We start from the raw sequence: 16,247 nt of genomic DNA, 5'->3' as shown, positions 1-16,247 counted from the left end.
AGTCCGAATCCGGACTCCCGCCCCTCGCGCGGGTGTTGAGCGCCGCCCCGGAGGGCGTCGCGGCTCAGTGGCCGCCCTGCTCCTCGAGGCGCTTGATCGAGGCGTTGATCTCGGCCTCGGCCTCGGCCCGGCCGACCCAGTCGGCGCCCTGGACGGACTTGCCGGGCTCCAGGTCCTTGTAGACCTCGAAGAAGTGCTGGATCTCCAGGCGGTCGAACTCCGACACGTCGTGCAGGTCCTGCAGGTGCGACCAGCGCGGGTCGGTCGCCGGGACGCACAGCAGCTTGTCGTCGCCGCCGGCCTCGTCGGTCATGTGGAACATGCCGATGGCGCGGCACTTGATCAGGCAGCCGGGGAAGGTCGGCTCGTCCAGGATGACCAGGGCGTCCAGCGGGTCGCCGTCGTCCGCGAGGGTGCCCTCGACGTAACCGTAGTCGGCCGGGTAGCGGGTCGAGGTGAAGAGCATGCGGTCCAGGCGCAGGCGACCGGACTCATGGTCGACCTCGTACTTGTTGCGCGAGCCCTTCGGGATCTCGATCAGGACGTCGAACTCCAACGGTTCCTCCAAGGTCTGGGACTGACAGAATCCAAGTGTCTCCTACGACGGGGAGTGCTCTTGAAAGGGGCCGGTCGGTGAGATCAGGGACAGGGGTGGGACGCGGGCGCAGAACGGCGCTCGCGGGGGTCCTGGGGGTGGCGCTGGCAGCGGGGGTGCTGACCGTCGCCGACCCGGCGACGGCGCAGCCCTCGCCGAGCGCAGGCCGCTCGGACGGGCACGGCAGACGCCCGGACGACGGGCACCACCAGGACGGGGACCCGCAGGGGCACGGCCGGCAGGACCGGCACGGTGACCGGCGGCGCGCGGTGCCCGTCAAGGGCCCGGTGCTGTCCGCCGGGGACGCCGGGGACAGCCGCGCCCCGAACGGCAACGCGCTGCGCAGCGCGGTCGGCAGCACCGTCCAGGACAAGTCGCTGGGCACCCTGAGCTACGCGGTCGCCGACGCCGCCACCGGTGAGCTGCTGTTAGGCGCCCAGGAGAACACCCCGGCGACGCCCGCCTCCACCACCAAGCTGGCCACCGCCGTCGCCGCGCTGGCCCTGCTGCCGGCCGACCGCCGGATCGCCACCACCGTGGTGCAGGGCGCCGCCGGCGAGATCACCCTGGTCGGCGGCGGCGACCCCACGCTGACGGTGCTGCCCGTCGACCAGGTCCGGGTCGGCGGCGCCCCCGTGGACGCGGACAGCGCGCCCGCCTCGCTGGCCGACCTGGCCCGCCGCACCGCCGCCGCGCTGAAGGCGGCCGGCACCACCGGCGTCAAGCTCTCCTACGACGCCTCGCTGTACACCGGCCCGCTGCTGCACAAGGAGCACGACGGGACGAACATCGCCGCGGTCGCCCCGCTGATGGTCGACGAGGCCCGGTCCGACCCGCACTCCCAGGAGGAGGCCCCGCAGCGGGTGTCCGACCCGGCCGGGCAGGCCGTCGAGGCCTTCGCGAACCTGCTGAAGGCCGAAGGCATCACGGTGCAGAACAAGGCCGGGCAGGCCACCGCGCCCGCCGGGGCCGCCGAGCTGGCCCGGGTGGAGTCGCCGGAGATCGGACGGCTGGTGGAACGGATGCTCACCACCTCCGACAACCAGCTCGCCGAGGCCGTCGCCCGGCAGGTCGCGCTCGCCGCCAGGCAGCCCGCGAGCTTCGAGGGCGCCGCGAGCGCCGTCACCGCCGAACTCGGCAAGCTCGGCCTGCCGCTGACGGGCGTGGTGCTCACCGACGGCAGCGGCCTGGCCAAGGCCAACCAGCTGCCGCCGACCGTCCTGGTGAAGCTGCTCGCCGAGGCCGCCTCCCCACGGCACCCGGAGCTGCGCCCGGTGATCACCGGCCTGCCGATCGCGGGCTTCACCGGCACCCTGGCCGGCCGGTACGGCGCGAAGTCCGGGGCCGGCGAGGCGGCCGGCATCGTGCGCGCCAAGACCGGCAGCCTGGCGGGCGTCAACACGCTGGCCGGCACCCTGGTCGACGCCGACGGCCGGGTCCTGGTGTTCGCGCTGATGACCCGGACCGGCGCCGACCCGTTCGTGGCCCGCGCCGCGATGGACCGGATCGTCGCGAAGATCGCCGCCTGCGGGTGCTGACGGCCCGTCGGCCCGTCGATCGGCCGCCGCCGTTGTCTCCCCCGGGGGGTGGCGAGCACGTACCGTGAGGGCATGACGAGCGCGAACAGCGGTGCGGAGATGGTCGACTGGGATCTCGCGGTGGCGACCGCGGTGCGCCTCGCCCGGCCCGGGCCCCGGGTCGGCCGGGAGGAGGCCCGCCTGGTGGTCTCCGAGCTGCGCCGGCACGCCGTCGAGGCCGAGCGGCACGTCCGCGAGTTCACCCGGATGGGGATGGGCGAGGACACTCCCGGCACCCCCGTCCTGGTGGTCGACCGGCCCGGCTGGGTGCGGGCCAACGTGGCGGGCTTCCGCACCGTGGTCCGCCCGCTGACGGACCGCCTGGCGGCCCGCCGCCCGGACGGCCCGGGCGCGGCGGCGGCCGGCTCGGTGGGCGCCAAGGCCACCGGCGTGGAGGTCGGCGCGGTGCTGGCGTTCCTGTCGGGAAAGGTGCTCGGCCAGTACGAGACCTTCGCCCCCGCCGAGCTGCCCACCGCCCCGGACAGCCCCGAGGGCCTGTTCGACCAGCCGCGCCGGGGCTTGGCGACGCCGCCCGGACGGCTGCTGCTGGTGGCCCCGAACATCGTCCAGGTGGAGCGCGAACTCGGCGTCGACCCGCACGACTTCCGGCTCTGGGTGTGCCTGCACGAGGAGACCCACCGCACCCAGTTCACCGCCGTGCCCTGGCTGCGCGACCACATCCAGTCCGAGGTGCAGGAATTCCTGGCGCAGACCGACGTCGACCCGTCGGCGCTGCTGGACCGGCTGCGCGAGGCCTTCGGCGGCCTGGCCGGCCGCGGCAACGGCTCCACCGCGGGCAGCCTCACCGACCTGGTGCAGACGCCCGCGCAGCGGGAGATCCTGGCCCGGCTGACCGCCGTGATGTCGCTGCTGGAGGGCCACGCCGACGTGGTGATGGACGGCGTCGGCCCGGCCGTGGTGCCCTCGGTGGCCGAGATCCGGGAGAAGTTCCAGCGCCGCCGCGACCGCGGCAACGGCCGGCTCGACCTGGTGCTGCGCCGCCTGCTCGGCATGGACGCCAAGCTGCGCCAGTACCAGGACGGCGCGGTGTTCGTGCGCGGCGTGGTGGAGCGGGCCGGGATGGACGGCTTCAACCGGGTGTGGACCTCGCCGAACACGCTGCCCACCAAGGACGAGATCCACGACCCGGCGTCCTGGGTGGCCCGGGTGGTCGGCTGACGCCCGGCCCCCTTGGCGGTCACGGCGCGGCCCGGCGTGGACGGTCACGCGGGCGAGTCGTACACCTGGCGGCAGACGTAACGTTTCTCCATTCACCCGTACGTGGGACCGTGGATCCGCCGTTGGCGCGGGTGGCGTGGGCGGAGGCCGGATTCTGCGACCATCTGTGAGCGCCTGGTGACCGAGAGCTGACAGGCGGTCCCGAACCCCCTCCGCCAAGGAGTGCCAACCATGGGCCCACACCCCGCTGTCGCGGCGATACGCCTCGCCGTCCGCCGTACCCTTGCCGACCTCGCCGCCGAGGCCGGCGTCACCCCGGGCGGGCCGGTGCGCGCCCGCAGCGCGCCGTCGGCGCAGACCGCCCCGCTGCCCGCGCTGGCCGCCACCGCCACGGTGCCCGGCACGTTGATCGGCAACGCCCGCCGCCACCCCTCCGGCCTGCCCCGCACCCCGGCCGCCCCCGGCTCCCCGCTGGTGCTGGTCGCGGTCTCCGGCGGCGCCGACTCGATGGCGCTGGCCATCGCCACCGCCTTCGAGGCCCCCAAGCTCGGCCTGCGGGTCGGCGCCGTCACCGTCGACCACGGCCTGCAGGACGGCTCCGCCGAACGCGCCGAGCAGGTCGCCGTCCGGCTGCGCGAGCTGGGCCTGGACCCGGTGGAGGCGGTCGCGGTGCACGTCGGCCGCGAGGGCGGCCCGGAGAACGCCGCCCGGGAGGCCCGCTACGCCGCGCTCGACCGCGCGGCGGAACGCCTCGGCGCCCTCGCCGTGCTGCTCGGCCACACCCGCGACGACCAGGCGGAGACGGTGCTGCTGGGCCTGGCCCGCGGCTCCGGCGCCCGCTCGCTGGCCGGCATGCCGGCCCAGAAGGGCCGCTACCGCCGCCCGCTGCTGGAGCTGGACCGGGCCGCCACCCGGCAGGCCTGCACCGCGCAGTCCATCCCGGTCTGGGACGACCCGCACAACACCGACCCGGCGTACACCCGCTCCCGGGTCCGCCACGAGGTGCTGCCGGTGCTGGAGAAGCACCTCGGCGGAGGCGTGGTGGAGGCGCTGGCCCGCACCGCCCGGCTGTTCCGCGACGACGCCGACGCGCTGGACCAGTGGGCGGCCCTCGCCGAGCACGACCTGCGGGCCCCCGACGGGGCGCTCGACGTGGGCAAGCTCTCCGAACTGCCCCCCGCGGTGCGCCGCCGGGTGCTGCGTCGCGCCGCCCTGCGCGCTGGCTGCCCGGCCGGCGACCTGTTCGCCAGGCACCTGGAAACCGTGGACTCGCTGGTCACCGGCTGGCGCGGCCAAGGCCCCCTGCACCTACCCGGGGGCGTCGAAGCCGTGCGTCGGTGTGGCACGCTGGTGTTTCGGCGGCAGGGCGACTGAGCACGAACCAGTCGTACTACCGCCGCCGAACCCAGACCCCGAACGTTTGAGGACGTATCCCCGGTGGACCAGAACGACATGGGCGCAGACCTCGCGAAGGTGCTCATCAGCAAGGACGAGATCGACGCCAAGCTGGTGGAGCTGGCCGCGCGGATCGACCAGGACTACGCGGGGAAGGACCTGTTGCTGGTCGGCGTCCTCAAGGGCGCCGTGATGGTGATGGCGGACCTCGCCCGGACCCTGCACAGCCAGGTCACCATGGACTGGATGGCGGTCTCCTCCTACGGCATGGGCACCAAGTCCTCGGGCGTGGTGCGCATCCTGAAGGACCTGGACACCGACATCGCGGGCCGTGACGTGCTGATCGTCGAGGACATCATCGACTCCGGTCTGACGCTGTCCTGGCTGCTCGGCAACCTCGGTTCGCGCGGTCCGGCCTCGCTGAAGGTCTGCGCCCTGCTGCGCAAGCCGGACGCGGCCAAGGTCGAGATCGACGTCGAGTACGTCGGCTTCGACATCCCCAACGAGTTCGTGGTCGGCTACGGCCTGGACTACGCGGAGAAGCTGCGCAACCTGCCGTTCATCGGCACCCTGGCCCCGCACGTCTACGGGGGCTGAACCGTTCGGGCGACCGGCGGGAACAGGGCCCTGTTCCCACCCGTTGTGCGGGGGTAGGAAAATAGGCCGCACCGTGGTGTGATCCCGTCGTGAGCGGGGCCCGCTGCGGTACGGTCCAATCAACCGCTCGTCTGACGAGCACATATCGGAAGCGCCGCGGCCCCCAGCCGAGCAGCGCCCGTTGAATGGCAGGAGGGACGGGGCGGTGACGCCCCGCATGGATGGACGTCAAGCGATACTTCCGTGCGCCGATCATGTGGGTCGTGCTGGCCGCCCTCGCCGTGTTCGCGTTGATGGAGCTCGTCTCGGATTCGAGCGGCTACAAGACGGCGGACACCGGTCAGATCATCAGCGCGATCGACAACAACCAGGTGAAGTCGGCGCAGCTCACCACCGGTGACTCGAACCTCATCAAGATCAAGCTGCAGGACGGTCAGAAGCTGAAGCCGGGCGCCAACGGCAAGTCGCCGTCCGGCTCCAACTTCCAGGCTTCCTACACCGGCGACGCCCAGGCAGCCGACCTGGCCAAGAACCTGCAGACCAAGTACGCCGCCGGACAGATCCCGGACGGTTACACCGTCAGCCCCGAGAAGCAGTCGACCTTCGTCAGCCTGCTCTTCTCGATGCTGCCGATCGTGATCATCGTCGTGGTCTTCCTGTTCCTGATGAACCAGATGCAGGGCGGCGGCTCCCGGGTCATGCAGTTCGGCAAGTCCAAGGCCAAGCTACTGACCAAGGACACCCCGAAGACCACCTTCGCGGACGTCGCGGGCGCCGACGAGGCCGTCGAGGAACTCCACGAGATCAAGGAGTTCCTGCAGGAACCGGCCAAGTTCCAGGCCGTCGGCGCGAAGATCCCCAAGGGCGTGCTGCTGTACGGCCCGCCCGGTACCGGCAAGACCCTGCTGGCCCGCGCCGTCGCGGGCGAGGCGGGCGTCCCGTTCTACTCGATCTCCGGCTCGGACTTCGTCGAGATGTTCGTCGGTGTCGGCGCCAGCCGGGTCCGCGACCTGTTCGAGCAGGCCAAGGCCAACGCCCCGGCGATCATCTTCGTCGACGAGATCGACGCCGTCGGCCGGCACCGCGGTGCGGGTCTCGGCGGCGGCCACGACGAGCGCGAGCAGACCCTCAACCAGCTGCTGGTCGAGATGGACGGCTTCGACGTCAAGGGCGGCGTCATCCTGATCGCCGCCACCAACCGCCCCGACATCCTGGACCCGGCGCTGCTGCGCCCCGGCCGCTTCGACCGGCAGATCGCCGTCGACCGCCCGGACCTCCAGGGCCGCCTGGACATCCTCAAGGTGCACCAGAAGGGCAAGCCGATCGCGCCCGACGTCGACCTCTCGGCCGTCGCCAAGCGCACCCCCGGCTTCACCGGCGCCGACCTGTCGAACGTGCTGAACGAGGCCGCGCTGCTCACCGCGCGCTCGGACCTCAAGCTGATCGACAACAACATGCTGGACGAGGCGATCGACCGCGTCGTGGCCGGTCCGCAGAAGCGCTCGCGGATCATGTCCGACAAGGAGAAGAAGATCACCGCGTACCACGAGGGCGGTCACGCCCTGGTCGCGGCGGCCTGCAACTACTCCGACCCGGTGCACAAGATCACCATCCTGTCCCGGGGCCGGGCGCTCGGCTACACCATGGTGCTGCCGGACGAGGACAAGTACTCGACCACGCGCAACGAGATGCTCGACCAGCTCGCCTACATGCTGGGCGGCCGGGCGGCGGAGGAACTGGTCTTCCACGACCCGACCACCGGCGCCTCGAACGACATCGAGAAGGCCACCGCCACGGCGCGGGCCATGGTCACCCAGTACGGCATGAGCGAGCGCCTGGGCGCGATCAAGTTCGGCTCCTCCGACTCCGAGCCCTTCCTGGGCCGCGAGATGGCCCACCAGCGCGACTACTCCGAGGAGATCGCCGGGCTGGTGGACGAGGAGGTCAAGCAGCTGATCGAGACCGCGCACAACGAGGCCTGGGAGATCCTGGTCGAGAACCGCGACGTGCTCGACAACCTGGTCCTCGAACTGCTGGAGAAGGAGACGCTGAACAAGGAGCAGATCGCCGAGGTCTTCGCTCCGGTCATCAAGCGTCCCCCGCGTCCGGCGTGGACCGGCTCGGCCCGCCGCACCCCGTCCACCCGGCCGCCGGTGCAGTCGCCGAAGGAGCTGGCGCTGACCAACGGCGCCGTCTCCGGCACCGACAGCCCGGTCGACACCGTGAAGCTCCCGCCGGCCGACGGCGGCCAGGTCGAGAGCTGATCGACCCGAGCACCTGTTCGGAATGGATGCCGCGTTTCCGGGGTTTGTACCCTGGAGGCGCGGCATTCGTGCTGCACGGAAACTTCTTCCCTTTCACGAGCAGCGAGGCACGCATGATCGATCCGGTGACGCTCGACGGTGAGTCCCCCGTCCGCGAGTTCGACCAGAAGCGGGCCGAGAACGCCGTCCGCGAACTGCTCATCGCGGTCGGCGAGGACCCGGACCGCGAGGGCCTGCTGGAGACCCCGGCCCGGGTCGCGCGCGCCTACCGGGAGATATTCGCCGGCCTGTGGCAGCAGCCGGAGGACGTGCTCACCACCACCTTCGACCTCGGCCACGACGAGATGGTGCTGGTCAAGGACATCGAGGTGTTCTCCACCTGCGAGCACCACCTGGTGCCGTTCCGCGGCGTCGCGCACGTCGGGTACATCCCCGCGACCACCGGCAAGATCACCGGCCTGTCCAAGCTGGCCCGCCTGGTCGACGTGTTCGCCCGCCGCCCGCAGGTGCAGGAGCGGCTCACCAGCCAGGTCGCGGACGCGCTGATGCGGATCCTGGAGCCGCGCGGCGCCATCGTGGTGATCGAGTGCGAGCACATGTGCATGTCGATGCGCGGCATCCGCAAGCCCGGGGCGACCACCGTCACCTCGGCGGTCCGCGGCCAGTTGCGCGACCCCGCCACCCGGGCCGAGGCGATGAGCCTCATCATCGGTCGTTGATCGGGTGCGCCCCCGTCAGGGCCGCGGTTCGCGGTCCTGCGGGGGCGTGAGGTGGTCGCTGAGCCACTCCAGGGTGGCCGGCAGCTCGCGGCGCCAGGTGTCGAAGGAGTGGCCGCCGTCCGGCAGCAGCAGTGAGTCCACCAGGAATTCCGGGTGGTCGTCGGAGGCCTGTTTGGCGGCGGTGAGGAACCGCTCGGTCGCCGGGTAGTCGTCCTCGGCGTGGGTGGAGACCACCAGCAGGGCCGCGGACGGCGCGGGCAGGTTCTTCAGCCGCCAGTTCAGGTCGGACTTCTGGGCCGCGTCGGCGTCGCCCCGGAACAGGTCGCCGTCGGTCCAGCGGTCGTTCGGCACCGTGTAGTCGGGGTGCATCCCGGCCGCGTTGCGGTACACGTCGGGGTGACGCATCGCCAGCCGCAGCGCGCAGGACCCGCCGGTGGAGTAGCCGAACACGCCCCAGGACTCCGCCGCCCGGCCGACCCGGTACGCGGAGCGCAGCGCGGCCGGCAGGTCCTTCACGAACCAGGTCTCGGTCTTCGGGCCGCCGGCGACGTCCACGCACTCGGTGTCCCGCGGCGGGGCGACGGTGGGGCGGGCCATCACGATCACGGTGGGGGCCATCTGGCCGGTGCGTTGCAGTTCGGCGGCGGTCTGCGGCAGTTGCAGGCTCTCCACCAGGTGCAGGGTCGGACCGGGGTAGCCGGCCAGGGCGATCAGCACCGGGAAGTGCTCGCGGTTGTAGCGGGGGTTGAAGTACTCCGGTGGCAGATAGACGAACATCTGATCGGACAGGCCGGACTCGGTGCCGGTCACTTTCACCGAATCGATCCGGCCGACCTCTTCGGGTGGACCGGGCGGCAGCACGTCCTTGACCGTCTCCAGCCCTCCCTCGGTGGTCGGCTGCACCAGCTTGTCGCTCTCGGGGGCGGCGCCGGGGGCGCGCCCGGAGGTCAGTGCCAACGGGGCTCCTGCGCCGGGGCGCAGCAGGTCGTTCCAGGAGGTGTAGAAGCCGTACGCGTTGTTCACCGACAGCAGCAGCACCGACAGCACCGCCACCTGGGTGACGGCCAGCAGTCCGAGTCGTCCCAGCATCGGCAGCGGCCGCTGCGCGGACAGCCGCGGCCACAGCCAGAGAGTGGCCACCAGGGCCGCCGTTCCCACCGCGATCAGCGCGTACACCAGTGTCCGGCTGGTCAGCTCCATGCCGTCCGGCCCTCCTCGACTCCCGCTCGGTCAACGTTGTCTGACGGCCCGTCTGGTGCGAGTGGGGGTAGTCTGACCGAGCGTCGGAAACCAGTACGACCGGATGACTGCACGAACGGGAACCGTCGCCCTAGAATGCGGCGTCCACGGGTTGGAATCGCGCCGAACCGCCGAGTCGGCGGCCACGGGTGCGGCATCGGTAGTACCCGCCGCGTCCCCCGGTCCGATGAGTGCACCCGTTCGAACCGAGCCCCCGGCGGACCCCCTCATCCGTCCGGTGGACCCCTCTTGACGTGCGGATTGCCAGAAAAAGGAACAGTCATGAAGGTTCATCACAACCAGGCTCCCAGGGTGCGCGAGCAGCACCCGGGTGCCTCTAGGCTGGGTTCTCATGAGCGCTCCCGTGTCCGCTGAGACGACGTCCGACCAGCCCCGCCGGCGTGGGCTGAAGGCGCTCCGGTCCCAGGCCTCCGCCGTACCGCGGGCATGGGTGCCGGGCGCGGTCGGGTACGCCTGCCTGGCGATCGGACTGATCGACATCGTCGGCGGGATCTTCCCCCGCTTCCGGGCCACCCGGATGCACAGCTGGGCCGGCCAACTGCCCGGCGGCACCACCACGTTGGCCGCCGCCGGCACCCTGATGGTCGGCATGCTGCTGGTGCTGCTCGCGCACGCCCTGCGCCGCCGCAAGCGCCGCGCCTGGCGCGCCGTCTGCGTGCTGCTGCCGGTCGGCGCCGCGCTGCACATGCTGCGCTGGCACCAGTTCGGCCAGGCCGCGATCTCGCTGGCGCTGTTCGTGCTGATGCTGATCCACCAGCGCGAGTTCTACGCCAAGGCCGACCCGCGCACCCGCTGGCGCGCGGTGGTCAACTTCGTCGTGCTCGGCACCGTCTCGGCGCTGATCGGCCTCGCCATCGTGTCCGTCCGCTGGAAGGACGAACTCGGCGACCCGACGCTGTTCCAGCGCCTGGAGCACGTCGGCTACGGCCTGTTCGGCTTCGAGGGCCCGATCCACTACACCAAGGAGTGGGTCAGCGACCTGGTCGCCTACTCCCTCGGCGGGCTCGGCCTGCTCACCGCCCTCACCACCGCGTACCTGGCGCTCCGCCCCGAGAAGCCCGAACCCGAGCTCACCCCCGAGGACGAGCTCAAGGTCCGCGAGCTGCTCGCCCGCCACGGCAGGCGCGACTCGCTCGGCTACTTCGCGCTGCGCCGCGACAAGAGCGTCCTGTTCTCGCCCACCGGCAAGGCCGCGATCTCCTACCGGGTGGTCTCCGGCGTGATGCTCGCCTCCGGCGACCCGGTCGGCGATGTCGAGGCCTGGCCCGGCGCGATCAAGGTCTTCATGACCACCGCCCGCGAACACGCCTGGGTGCCAGCCGTCACGGGCTGCTCCGAGGTCGGCGGCGAGGTCTGGACCCGCGAGGCCGACCTCGACGCGCTCGAACTCGGCGACGAGGCCATCGTCGACATCTCCACCTTCTCGCTCTCCGGCCGCGCCATGCGCAACGTCCGCCAGATGGTCAAGCGGATCGAACGCAACGGCTACTCCTGCAAGGTCCGCCGGGTCGGCGACCTCACGCTGGAGGAGAAGCGGCAGATCGCCGACGCGGCGGCCCGCTGGCGCGGCACCGACACCGAGCGCGGCTTCTCGATGGCGCTCGGGCGCTTCGGCGAGGTCGGTGACGACGAGTGCGTCGTCGTCACGGCGCACAAGGCGCCGGAAGGCGACGAGAGCGGCTCCGACGACCTGAAGGCGGTGCTGCACTTCGTCCCGTGGGGCGAGGACGGCATCTCGCTGGAACTGATGCGCCGCGACCGGGAGGCGGACCCCGGCCTCAACGAACTGCTGATCGTCGCGGCCCTCCAGGAGGTCGGCGCGATGGGCATCCGGCGGGTCTCGCTGAACTTCGCGATGTTCCGCTCGGCGCTCGCCCGGGGCGAACGGATCGGCGCGGGGCCGGTGCTGCGGGCCTGGCGCGGGCTGCTGGTCTTCCTGTCGCGGTGGTTCCAGATCGAGTCGCTGTACAAGTTCAACGCGAAGTTCCAGCCGACCTGGGAGCCGCGGTTCCTGGTCTACAAGCACACCCGCGACCTCCCGCGGATCGGCTTCGCAGCGATGCAGGCGGAGGCGTTCATCACGCTGGGCATGCCGCGATTCGGGCGCAAGCGGCAGCGGCAGGGCCTCATGCCGGAGGCTCCGGCCGAGCTCGACAGGGCGGCGTAGCGGGGAGTACGAGCAGGGGCGCAAGCGCAGACCTGTCCGTGAGGTCGCGATCAATGGCAAGTCATTGCCGGCGTCGCGACCTTGCGGTGGGGTGCCTTCCGCCTCGCGCAGTTCCCCACGCCCCTGGTTTTGCGCTTGCGGGGTTCCCCGGCCGGTCGGGGGTGGCCGGCTGCGTCGATAATGGGTCTTATGAGCGAGAACCTCCCTGGCCTGCCCGTCCTGGACCGTTGTGCGGTGATGGGGGTGGTGAACGTCACGCCGGATTCGTTCTCGGACGGGGGGATGTGGCTGGATCCGGCGAAGGCGATCGCGCACGGGCTGGACCTGGTGGCGCGGGGGGCGGACCTGGTCGATGTGGGTGGGGAGTCGACCCGGCCGGGGGCGGTGCGGGTGACGGAGGAGGAGGAGCTGCGCCGGGTGGTGCCGGTGGTCACGGAGCTGGCCCGGGCGGGAGTGGTGGTGTCGGTGGACACCATGCGGGCGGCGGTGGCGCGGGCCGCGGTGCAGGCGGGTGCGGCGATCGTCAACGACGTGTCCGGAGGACTCGCGGATGCGGAGATGGCGAACGTGGTCGCCGAGACCGGCGCGCCGTTCGTGGTGATGCACTGGCGCGGGCAGTCGGCGGACATGTACGCGCAGGCGGTGTACGACGACGTGGTCGCGGACGTGGTGCGGGAGCTGTCCGACCGGATGGAGGAGCTGCTCGCGGCGGGGGTGAAGGAGGATCAGCTGATCCTGGACCCGGGCCTGGGGTTCGCCAAGACGAGCGCGCACAACTGGGCGCTGCTGGGTCGGCTGGACGCGCTGACGGCGCTCGGTCGGCCGGTTCTGGTCGCGGCTTCGCGCAAGCGCTTCCTGGGTACGCTGCTGGCCAACCCGGAAACCGGGGAGCTGCGCCCGGCGCGGCAGCGGGACGACGCGACGGCGGCGGTCTCGGTGCTGTCGGCGAAGGCGGGCGCCTGGGCGGTGCGGGTGCATGACGTGTCCGGCACGGCTGACGCCGTACGAGTCGTGGCGGCCTGGGAGCAGGCCGAGCAGAGGGGGTAGACGTGGCGGAGGCAGTGAGCGGCAACGACCGGGCGGCGGCGCTGGAACCGGACGAGGAGGCCGTGCTGGCGGCCAATCAGGCGCTGTACGAGGCTCTGGAGACCGGCGACCTGGACGCCGTCGAGTCGATCTGGCTGGGCCCGGGCGAGGCGGACGACAAGGGCGGGGTGTTCTGTGTGCACCCGGGCTGGCCGGCGCTGGTGGGCCGGGCCCAGGTGACCCGCTCGTACATGTTGATCATGGCGAACACCGAGTACATCCAGTTCTTCCTGACGGATGTGGAGGTGGACGTGCAGGGCGATGTGGCGCTGGTCACCTGTACGGAGAACATTCTGTCCGGCGGCGAGCCCGAGGAGGAGGGCGAGTTGGGGCCACTGGTGGGCGGGAAGGTGGTGTCGACGAACCTGTTCCGGCGCACTCCGGACGGCTGGAAGCTGTGGTCGCACCATGGTTCGCCGGTGCTCACCAGTGGCGACGACGAGGACGACGAGGACGAGTGATCGCCGCCCGTCAAGGGCCGCGGTGGCCGGTCCGATCGGGTGGGCGGCCGGGGAGGCGGTCCGGGAGGGTCGGCGCTCGAAGGTAGATTCGAGGGGCGGCGGGCGACGATGCCCGCCGGTCCCCGCTTCGGCGGGGCCGTCAGCTGGGAGCAGTGATTCTTGTGCTGGACCGCGTCACCTTGCGTGGGCTCCGTGCCCGCGGCCACCACGGCGTCTTCGAGCGGGAGCGGATCGAGGGGCAGACCTTCGTCGTCGACCTGACGCTGTTCCTGGACACCCGGCCGGCCGCCGCGAGTGACGACCTGACCCGCACCGCGCACTACGGCGTGATCGCGGAGGAGGTCACCGCGGTGATCGCGGGCGATCCGGTCGACCTGATCGAGACGCTGGCCCAGCGGATCGCCGACCAGTGCCTGCGGCACGAGGTGGTCGAAGAGGTCGAGGTCGTCGTGCACAAGCCCGATGCCCCGATCACCGTCCCGTTCGACGACGTCACCATCACGATCCGCCGGGGCCGCGCCTGATGGCGCCCGGTGGAGCCCGAGTGGAGGGAACTCCCATGGCCACCACAGACCCGACCGCCACGCCGACCACGTTCGACCTGCAGGGCAAGGTGGACCGCGTGGAGGCCACCATGCACGAGTCGCGGGACGCCGCGATCGCGCTCGGCAGCAACCTGGGCAACCGCCTGGAGACCCTGCAGGGCGCGGTCGACGCGCTGGAGGACACGCCCGGCGTACGGGTGACCGCGCTGTCCGCGGTGTACGAGACGGACGCCGTCGGCGGGCCCGCCGACCAGCCCAACTACTTCAACGCCGTCGCGCTGCTGCGCACCTCGCTGCCGCCGCAGGACCTGCTGGAACGGGCCAACGCCGTGGAGGACGCGTTCGGCCGGGTGCGGACCGTCCGCTGGGGCTCCCGCACGCTGGACGTCGACATCCTCAGCTACGAGGGCGTGCGCAGCGACGACCCGCAGCTGACGCTGCCGCACCCGCGGGCCCACGAGCGGGCGTTCGTGCTGGCGCCGTGGCAGGACGCCGACCCGCAGGCCGAGGTGCCCGGGCACGGGCCGGTCGCGGAGCTGCTGGCGGCGCTCGGCGGGGCCGAGGGCCAGGGCGTGCGGCTGCGCGCCGACCTGCAGCTGCGACTGCCGGAGTGAGCCGTCCGGGAACTTCCGGCCGACCACGGCCGTAGCTCCCTGCGGGTGCGGCCCGGCCGGTACGGTGGGCTGGTCGCCGCGCCGAACTCCCGGGCCGTGCAGGGCCGGGTCGAACCACTGGAAGGAAGCCCGTCCGCGTGAAGCCGCTCCGTCTCCGCCTGCTGCTCGGCATCACCGCCATCACGGGGCTGCTGTCCTGGGGCGGTGCCCGGCTGTGGGACTCGCTGGGCACGCTGCCCGGAGTGCCCGCGTACGCGCCGTACGTGCTTGCGGCGATCGCCGTGGTGCTGCTGGCCGTGGCGATCTCGCTGCGGTCGCGGCTGAAGGCGATGCGGGAGCGGCAGCCGGGCGCGAAGCGGGTCGATCCGCTGCACGCGGCGCGGGCGCTGGTGCTGGGGCAGGCCAGCGCGCTGGTGTCGTCGGTGGTGACCGGCGTGTACGCGGGCGTCGGGGTGTTCCTGCTCGGCTCGCTGGAGGTCGCCGCCCGTCGGGCGCAGGCCGCCACCGCGCTGTTCGCGGTGCTGGCCGGTGCGGCGGTGATCGCGGTGGCGCTGTGGCTGCAGCACATCTGCCGGCTTCCGGAGGACCACGACGACCCGGAGCACCCGCGCGGCACGGCCGCCTCCCCCCGCTGAGGCCGCCACTCGCACTGCGCGCCACTCGCACTGCGTGACGGTTCGAGTGCGGCCCGTGTTTCTGTCGGCGTGTCAAGGGCGGAATGGGGGGCGAGGCTGACAGGGCCGCGACTCGCACGCTAGTTTCTAGCCATGCCTCGCGGACGCCACCGTCATTCCTCCGTCCTGGGCCGGTCGCTGCCACCGGTCGCCTCCGGTGTGCTCGTGGTCGCGGCGGTGGCCGCGCTGGTGGCCAGTCCGGACCAGATCGTGGCCCGCTCGGTCGGCGTCGCCGCGGTGGTCGCGGTGGTCGGCCTGGCGCTGGTGCTGCGGCAGCGCGACCGGGCCGCCCGGGCCGCTGTCGAGCTGGCCATGACGCGCCGGCTGCGCGCCGAGGAGCGCTACGAGGAGCAGATCGCCGAGGCCGAGTACGCGGCCGAGGTCGCCGAGGAGCGGGCCACCCGCTTCGGGCGGCGGCTGACCGCGGAGAAGTCCCGGCTGGCGAAGGCGGAGACGGAGATCGCCCGGCTGCTGCGCGAGCGTGCCGTGCTGGTCGCCGAGCAGGCGCTGAAGGAGGCCGAGGCGGCCCGCCGGGCCGTCGAGGAGTCCCGCCCCAAGCACCCGGTCACCCCGGCCGCGTTCGTCCGCGCACAGGCCGCGATGCGGCATCTGGAGCGGCAGGCGGTGTCCGCCGAGGCACAGCGCGCGGTGGACGAGCGGGCCCAGGTCGAGCTGCGGCCGAAGATGCCGGAGCCGGTGCCGGCCACCGGTCCGGCGGCGCTGCGCCCGGTCGGTCCGGCGCTGCCCGGCCCGCGCCCGCAGGCCGCGGAGCACGCTGCCCCGCAGCGGCCGCGGGGAGCGGCGTTCAGCTTCTTCGGCCGGCCGGGCAGTGCCCGGGCCGCGCTGCGGGCGGCCGCGCCGGCCCCGGCGGTGGGCGACCTGGCGGACGTGGTGGGCGACGAGGCGCTGGCCGACAGCGAGCGCTACGCGGTGCTGGACGCCGCGCCGGTGGACGTCGGGCAGCCCGCGCACCGCGCGGTGGAGCAGCCGCCGAGCCACCAGCACGCGGAGTCCGACACCGAGCCCGCCGAGGTGGTCGACCTGACCCCGCACGACGAGACCGAGCTGCTGGAGCTGCCCGAGCTGCGGGCCGGCCGGCCGTGACCACGCGGAA

The 16,247-nt window shown here is 72.5% G+C and carries 15 protein-coding genes; 13 read left to right on the top strand and 2 right to left on the bottom strand.

Annotation, left to right across the window (positions count from 1 at the left end; genetic code table 11):
* Positions 1-64 precede the first annotated feature (64 nt).
* Positions 65-556 (bottom strand): inorganic diphosphatase, encoded by a 492-nt coding sequence (locus AMK19_RS14315; RefSeq protein WP_073811611.1) that lies wholly within the window; start codon positions 554-556, stop codon positions 65-67.
* A 137-nt stretch (positions 557-693) separates the two neighbouring features.
* Between AMK19_RS14315 and dacB the strand changes: the two genes are divergently transcribed.
* From dacB to folE, 6 genes are all read left to right on the top strand, one after another.
* Positions 694-2,133 (top strand): D-alanyl-D-alanine carboxypeptidase/D-alanyl-D-alanine endopeptidase, encoded by a 1,440-nt coding sequence (dacB, locus tag AMK19_RS14310; RefSeq protein WP_241844397.1) that lies wholly within the window; start codon positions 694-696, stop codon positions 2,131-2,133.
* 72 nt (positions 2,134-2,205) lie between these two features.
* Positions 2,206-3,351 carry a zinc-dependent metalloprotease gene (locus AMK19_RS14305; protein ID WP_073811608.1) on the top strand — a complete coding sequence of 382 codons (1,146 nt, stop codon included), beginning with the start codon at positions 2,206-2,208 and terminating at the stop codon, positions 3,349-3,351.
* A gap of 231 nt (positions 3,352-3,582) precedes the next feature.
* Positions 3,583-4,725, top strand: coding sequence for a tRNA lysidine(34) synthetase TilS (tilS, locus tag AMK19_RS14300; protein WP_073811606.1), 1,143 nt, complete (start codon positions 3,583-3,585; stop codon positions 4,723-4,725).
* A 63-nt stretch (positions 4,726-4,788) separates the two neighbouring features.
* A complete protein-coding gene (hpt, locus tag AMK19_RS14295; RefSeq protein ID WP_073811605.1) occupies positions 4,789-5,343 on the top strand; it encodes a hypoxanthine phosphoribosyltransferase in 555 nt (184 codons plus the stop codon).
* 221 nt (positions 5,344-5,564) lie between these two features.
* Complete coding sequence (gene ftsH / locus AMK19_RS14290; protein WP_073811603.1) at positions 5,565-7,607, top strand: ATP-dependent zinc metalloprotease FtsH; 2,043 nt, start codon at positions 5,565-5,567, stop codon at positions 7,605-7,607.
* Positions 7,608-7,720: 113 nt separating this feature from the next.
* Complete coding sequence (folE, locus tag AMK19_RS14285; RefSeq protein WP_073811602.1) at positions 7,721-8,326, top strand: GTP cyclohydrolase I FolE; 606 nt, start codon at positions 7,721-7,723, stop codon at positions 8,324-8,326.
* 15 nt (positions 8,327-8,341) lie between these two features.
* Here the strand turns inward: folE and AMK19_RS14280 are convergent, their stop codons facing one another.
* Entirely contained in the window at positions 8,342-9,526 is a 1,185-nt protein-coding gene (locus AMK19_RS14280) for an alpha/beta hydrolase (protein ID WP_073811600.1), read from the bottom strand.
* A gap of 391 nt (positions 9,527-9,917) precedes the next feature.
* Here AMK19_RS14280 and AMK19_RS14275 point away from each other — a divergent pair, with 391 nt between their 5' ends.
* The 7 genes from AMK19_RS14275 (at position 9,918) to AMK19_RS14245 (ending at position 16,237) form a co-directional block, all read left to right on the top strand.
* Positions 9,918-11,753 (top strand): phosphatidylglycerol lysyltransferase domain-containing protein, encoded by a 1,836-nt coding sequence (locus tag AMK19_RS14275; protein ID WP_083646776.1) that lies wholly within the window; start codon positions 9,918-9,920, stop codon positions 11,751-11,753.
* Positions 11,754-11,933: 180 nt separating this feature from the next.
* Positions 11,934-12,800 (top strand): dihydropteroate synthase, encoded by an 867-nt coding sequence (folP, locus tag AMK19_RS14270; protein WP_073811597.1) that lies wholly within the window; start codon positions 11,934-11,936, stop codon positions 12,798-12,800.
* Positions 12,801-12,802: 2 nt separating this feature from the next.
* Positions 12,803-13,300: a nuclear transport factor 2 family protein gene (locus AMK19_RS14265; protein WP_083646774.1), complete on the top strand. Its 498-nt coding sequence runs from the start codon at positions 12,803-12,805 to the stop codon at positions 13,298-13,300.
* A gap of 164 nt (positions 13,301-13,464) precedes the next feature.
* Positions 13,465-13,824, top strand: a complete 360-nt coding sequence (gene folB / locus AMK19_RS14260; protein WP_043916702.1) for a dihydroneopterin aldolase — start codon at positions 13,465-13,467, stop codon at positions 13,822-13,824.
* Positions 13,824-14,459, top strand: coding sequence for a 2-amino-4-hydroxy-6-hydroxymethyldihydropteridine diphosphokinase (gene folK, locus AMK19_RS14255; RefSeq protein WP_443135008.1), 636 nt, complete (start codon positions 13,824-13,826; stop codon positions 14,457-14,459). Before folB ends, folK begins: the two co-directional genes overlap by 1 nt.
* 137 nt (positions 14,460-14,596) lie before the next feature.
* Positions 14,597-15,094, top strand: coding sequence for a DUF3180 domain-containing protein (locus tag AMK19_RS14250; RefSeq protein ID WP_073811592.1), 498 nt, complete (start codon positions 14,597-14,599; stop codon positions 15,092-15,094).
* Between the two features lie 132 nt (positions 15,095-15,226).
* Positions 15,227-16,237: a hypothetical protein gene (locus AMK19_RS14245; protein WP_143200203.1), complete on the top strand. Its 1,011-nt coding sequence runs from the start codon at positions 15,227-15,229 to the stop codon at positions 16,235-16,237.
* Positions 16,238-16,247 lie beyond the last annotated feature (10 nt).

The organism is Kitasatospora sp. CB01950 (genome assembly GCF_001905465.1).
Taxonomy (GTDB): Bacteria; Actinomycetota; Actinomycetes; order Streptomycetales; family Streptomycetaceae; genus Kitasatospora.
Note: the sequence above shows the minus strand (reverse complement) of the source record. Positions and strands in the feature narration are given on the sequence as shown.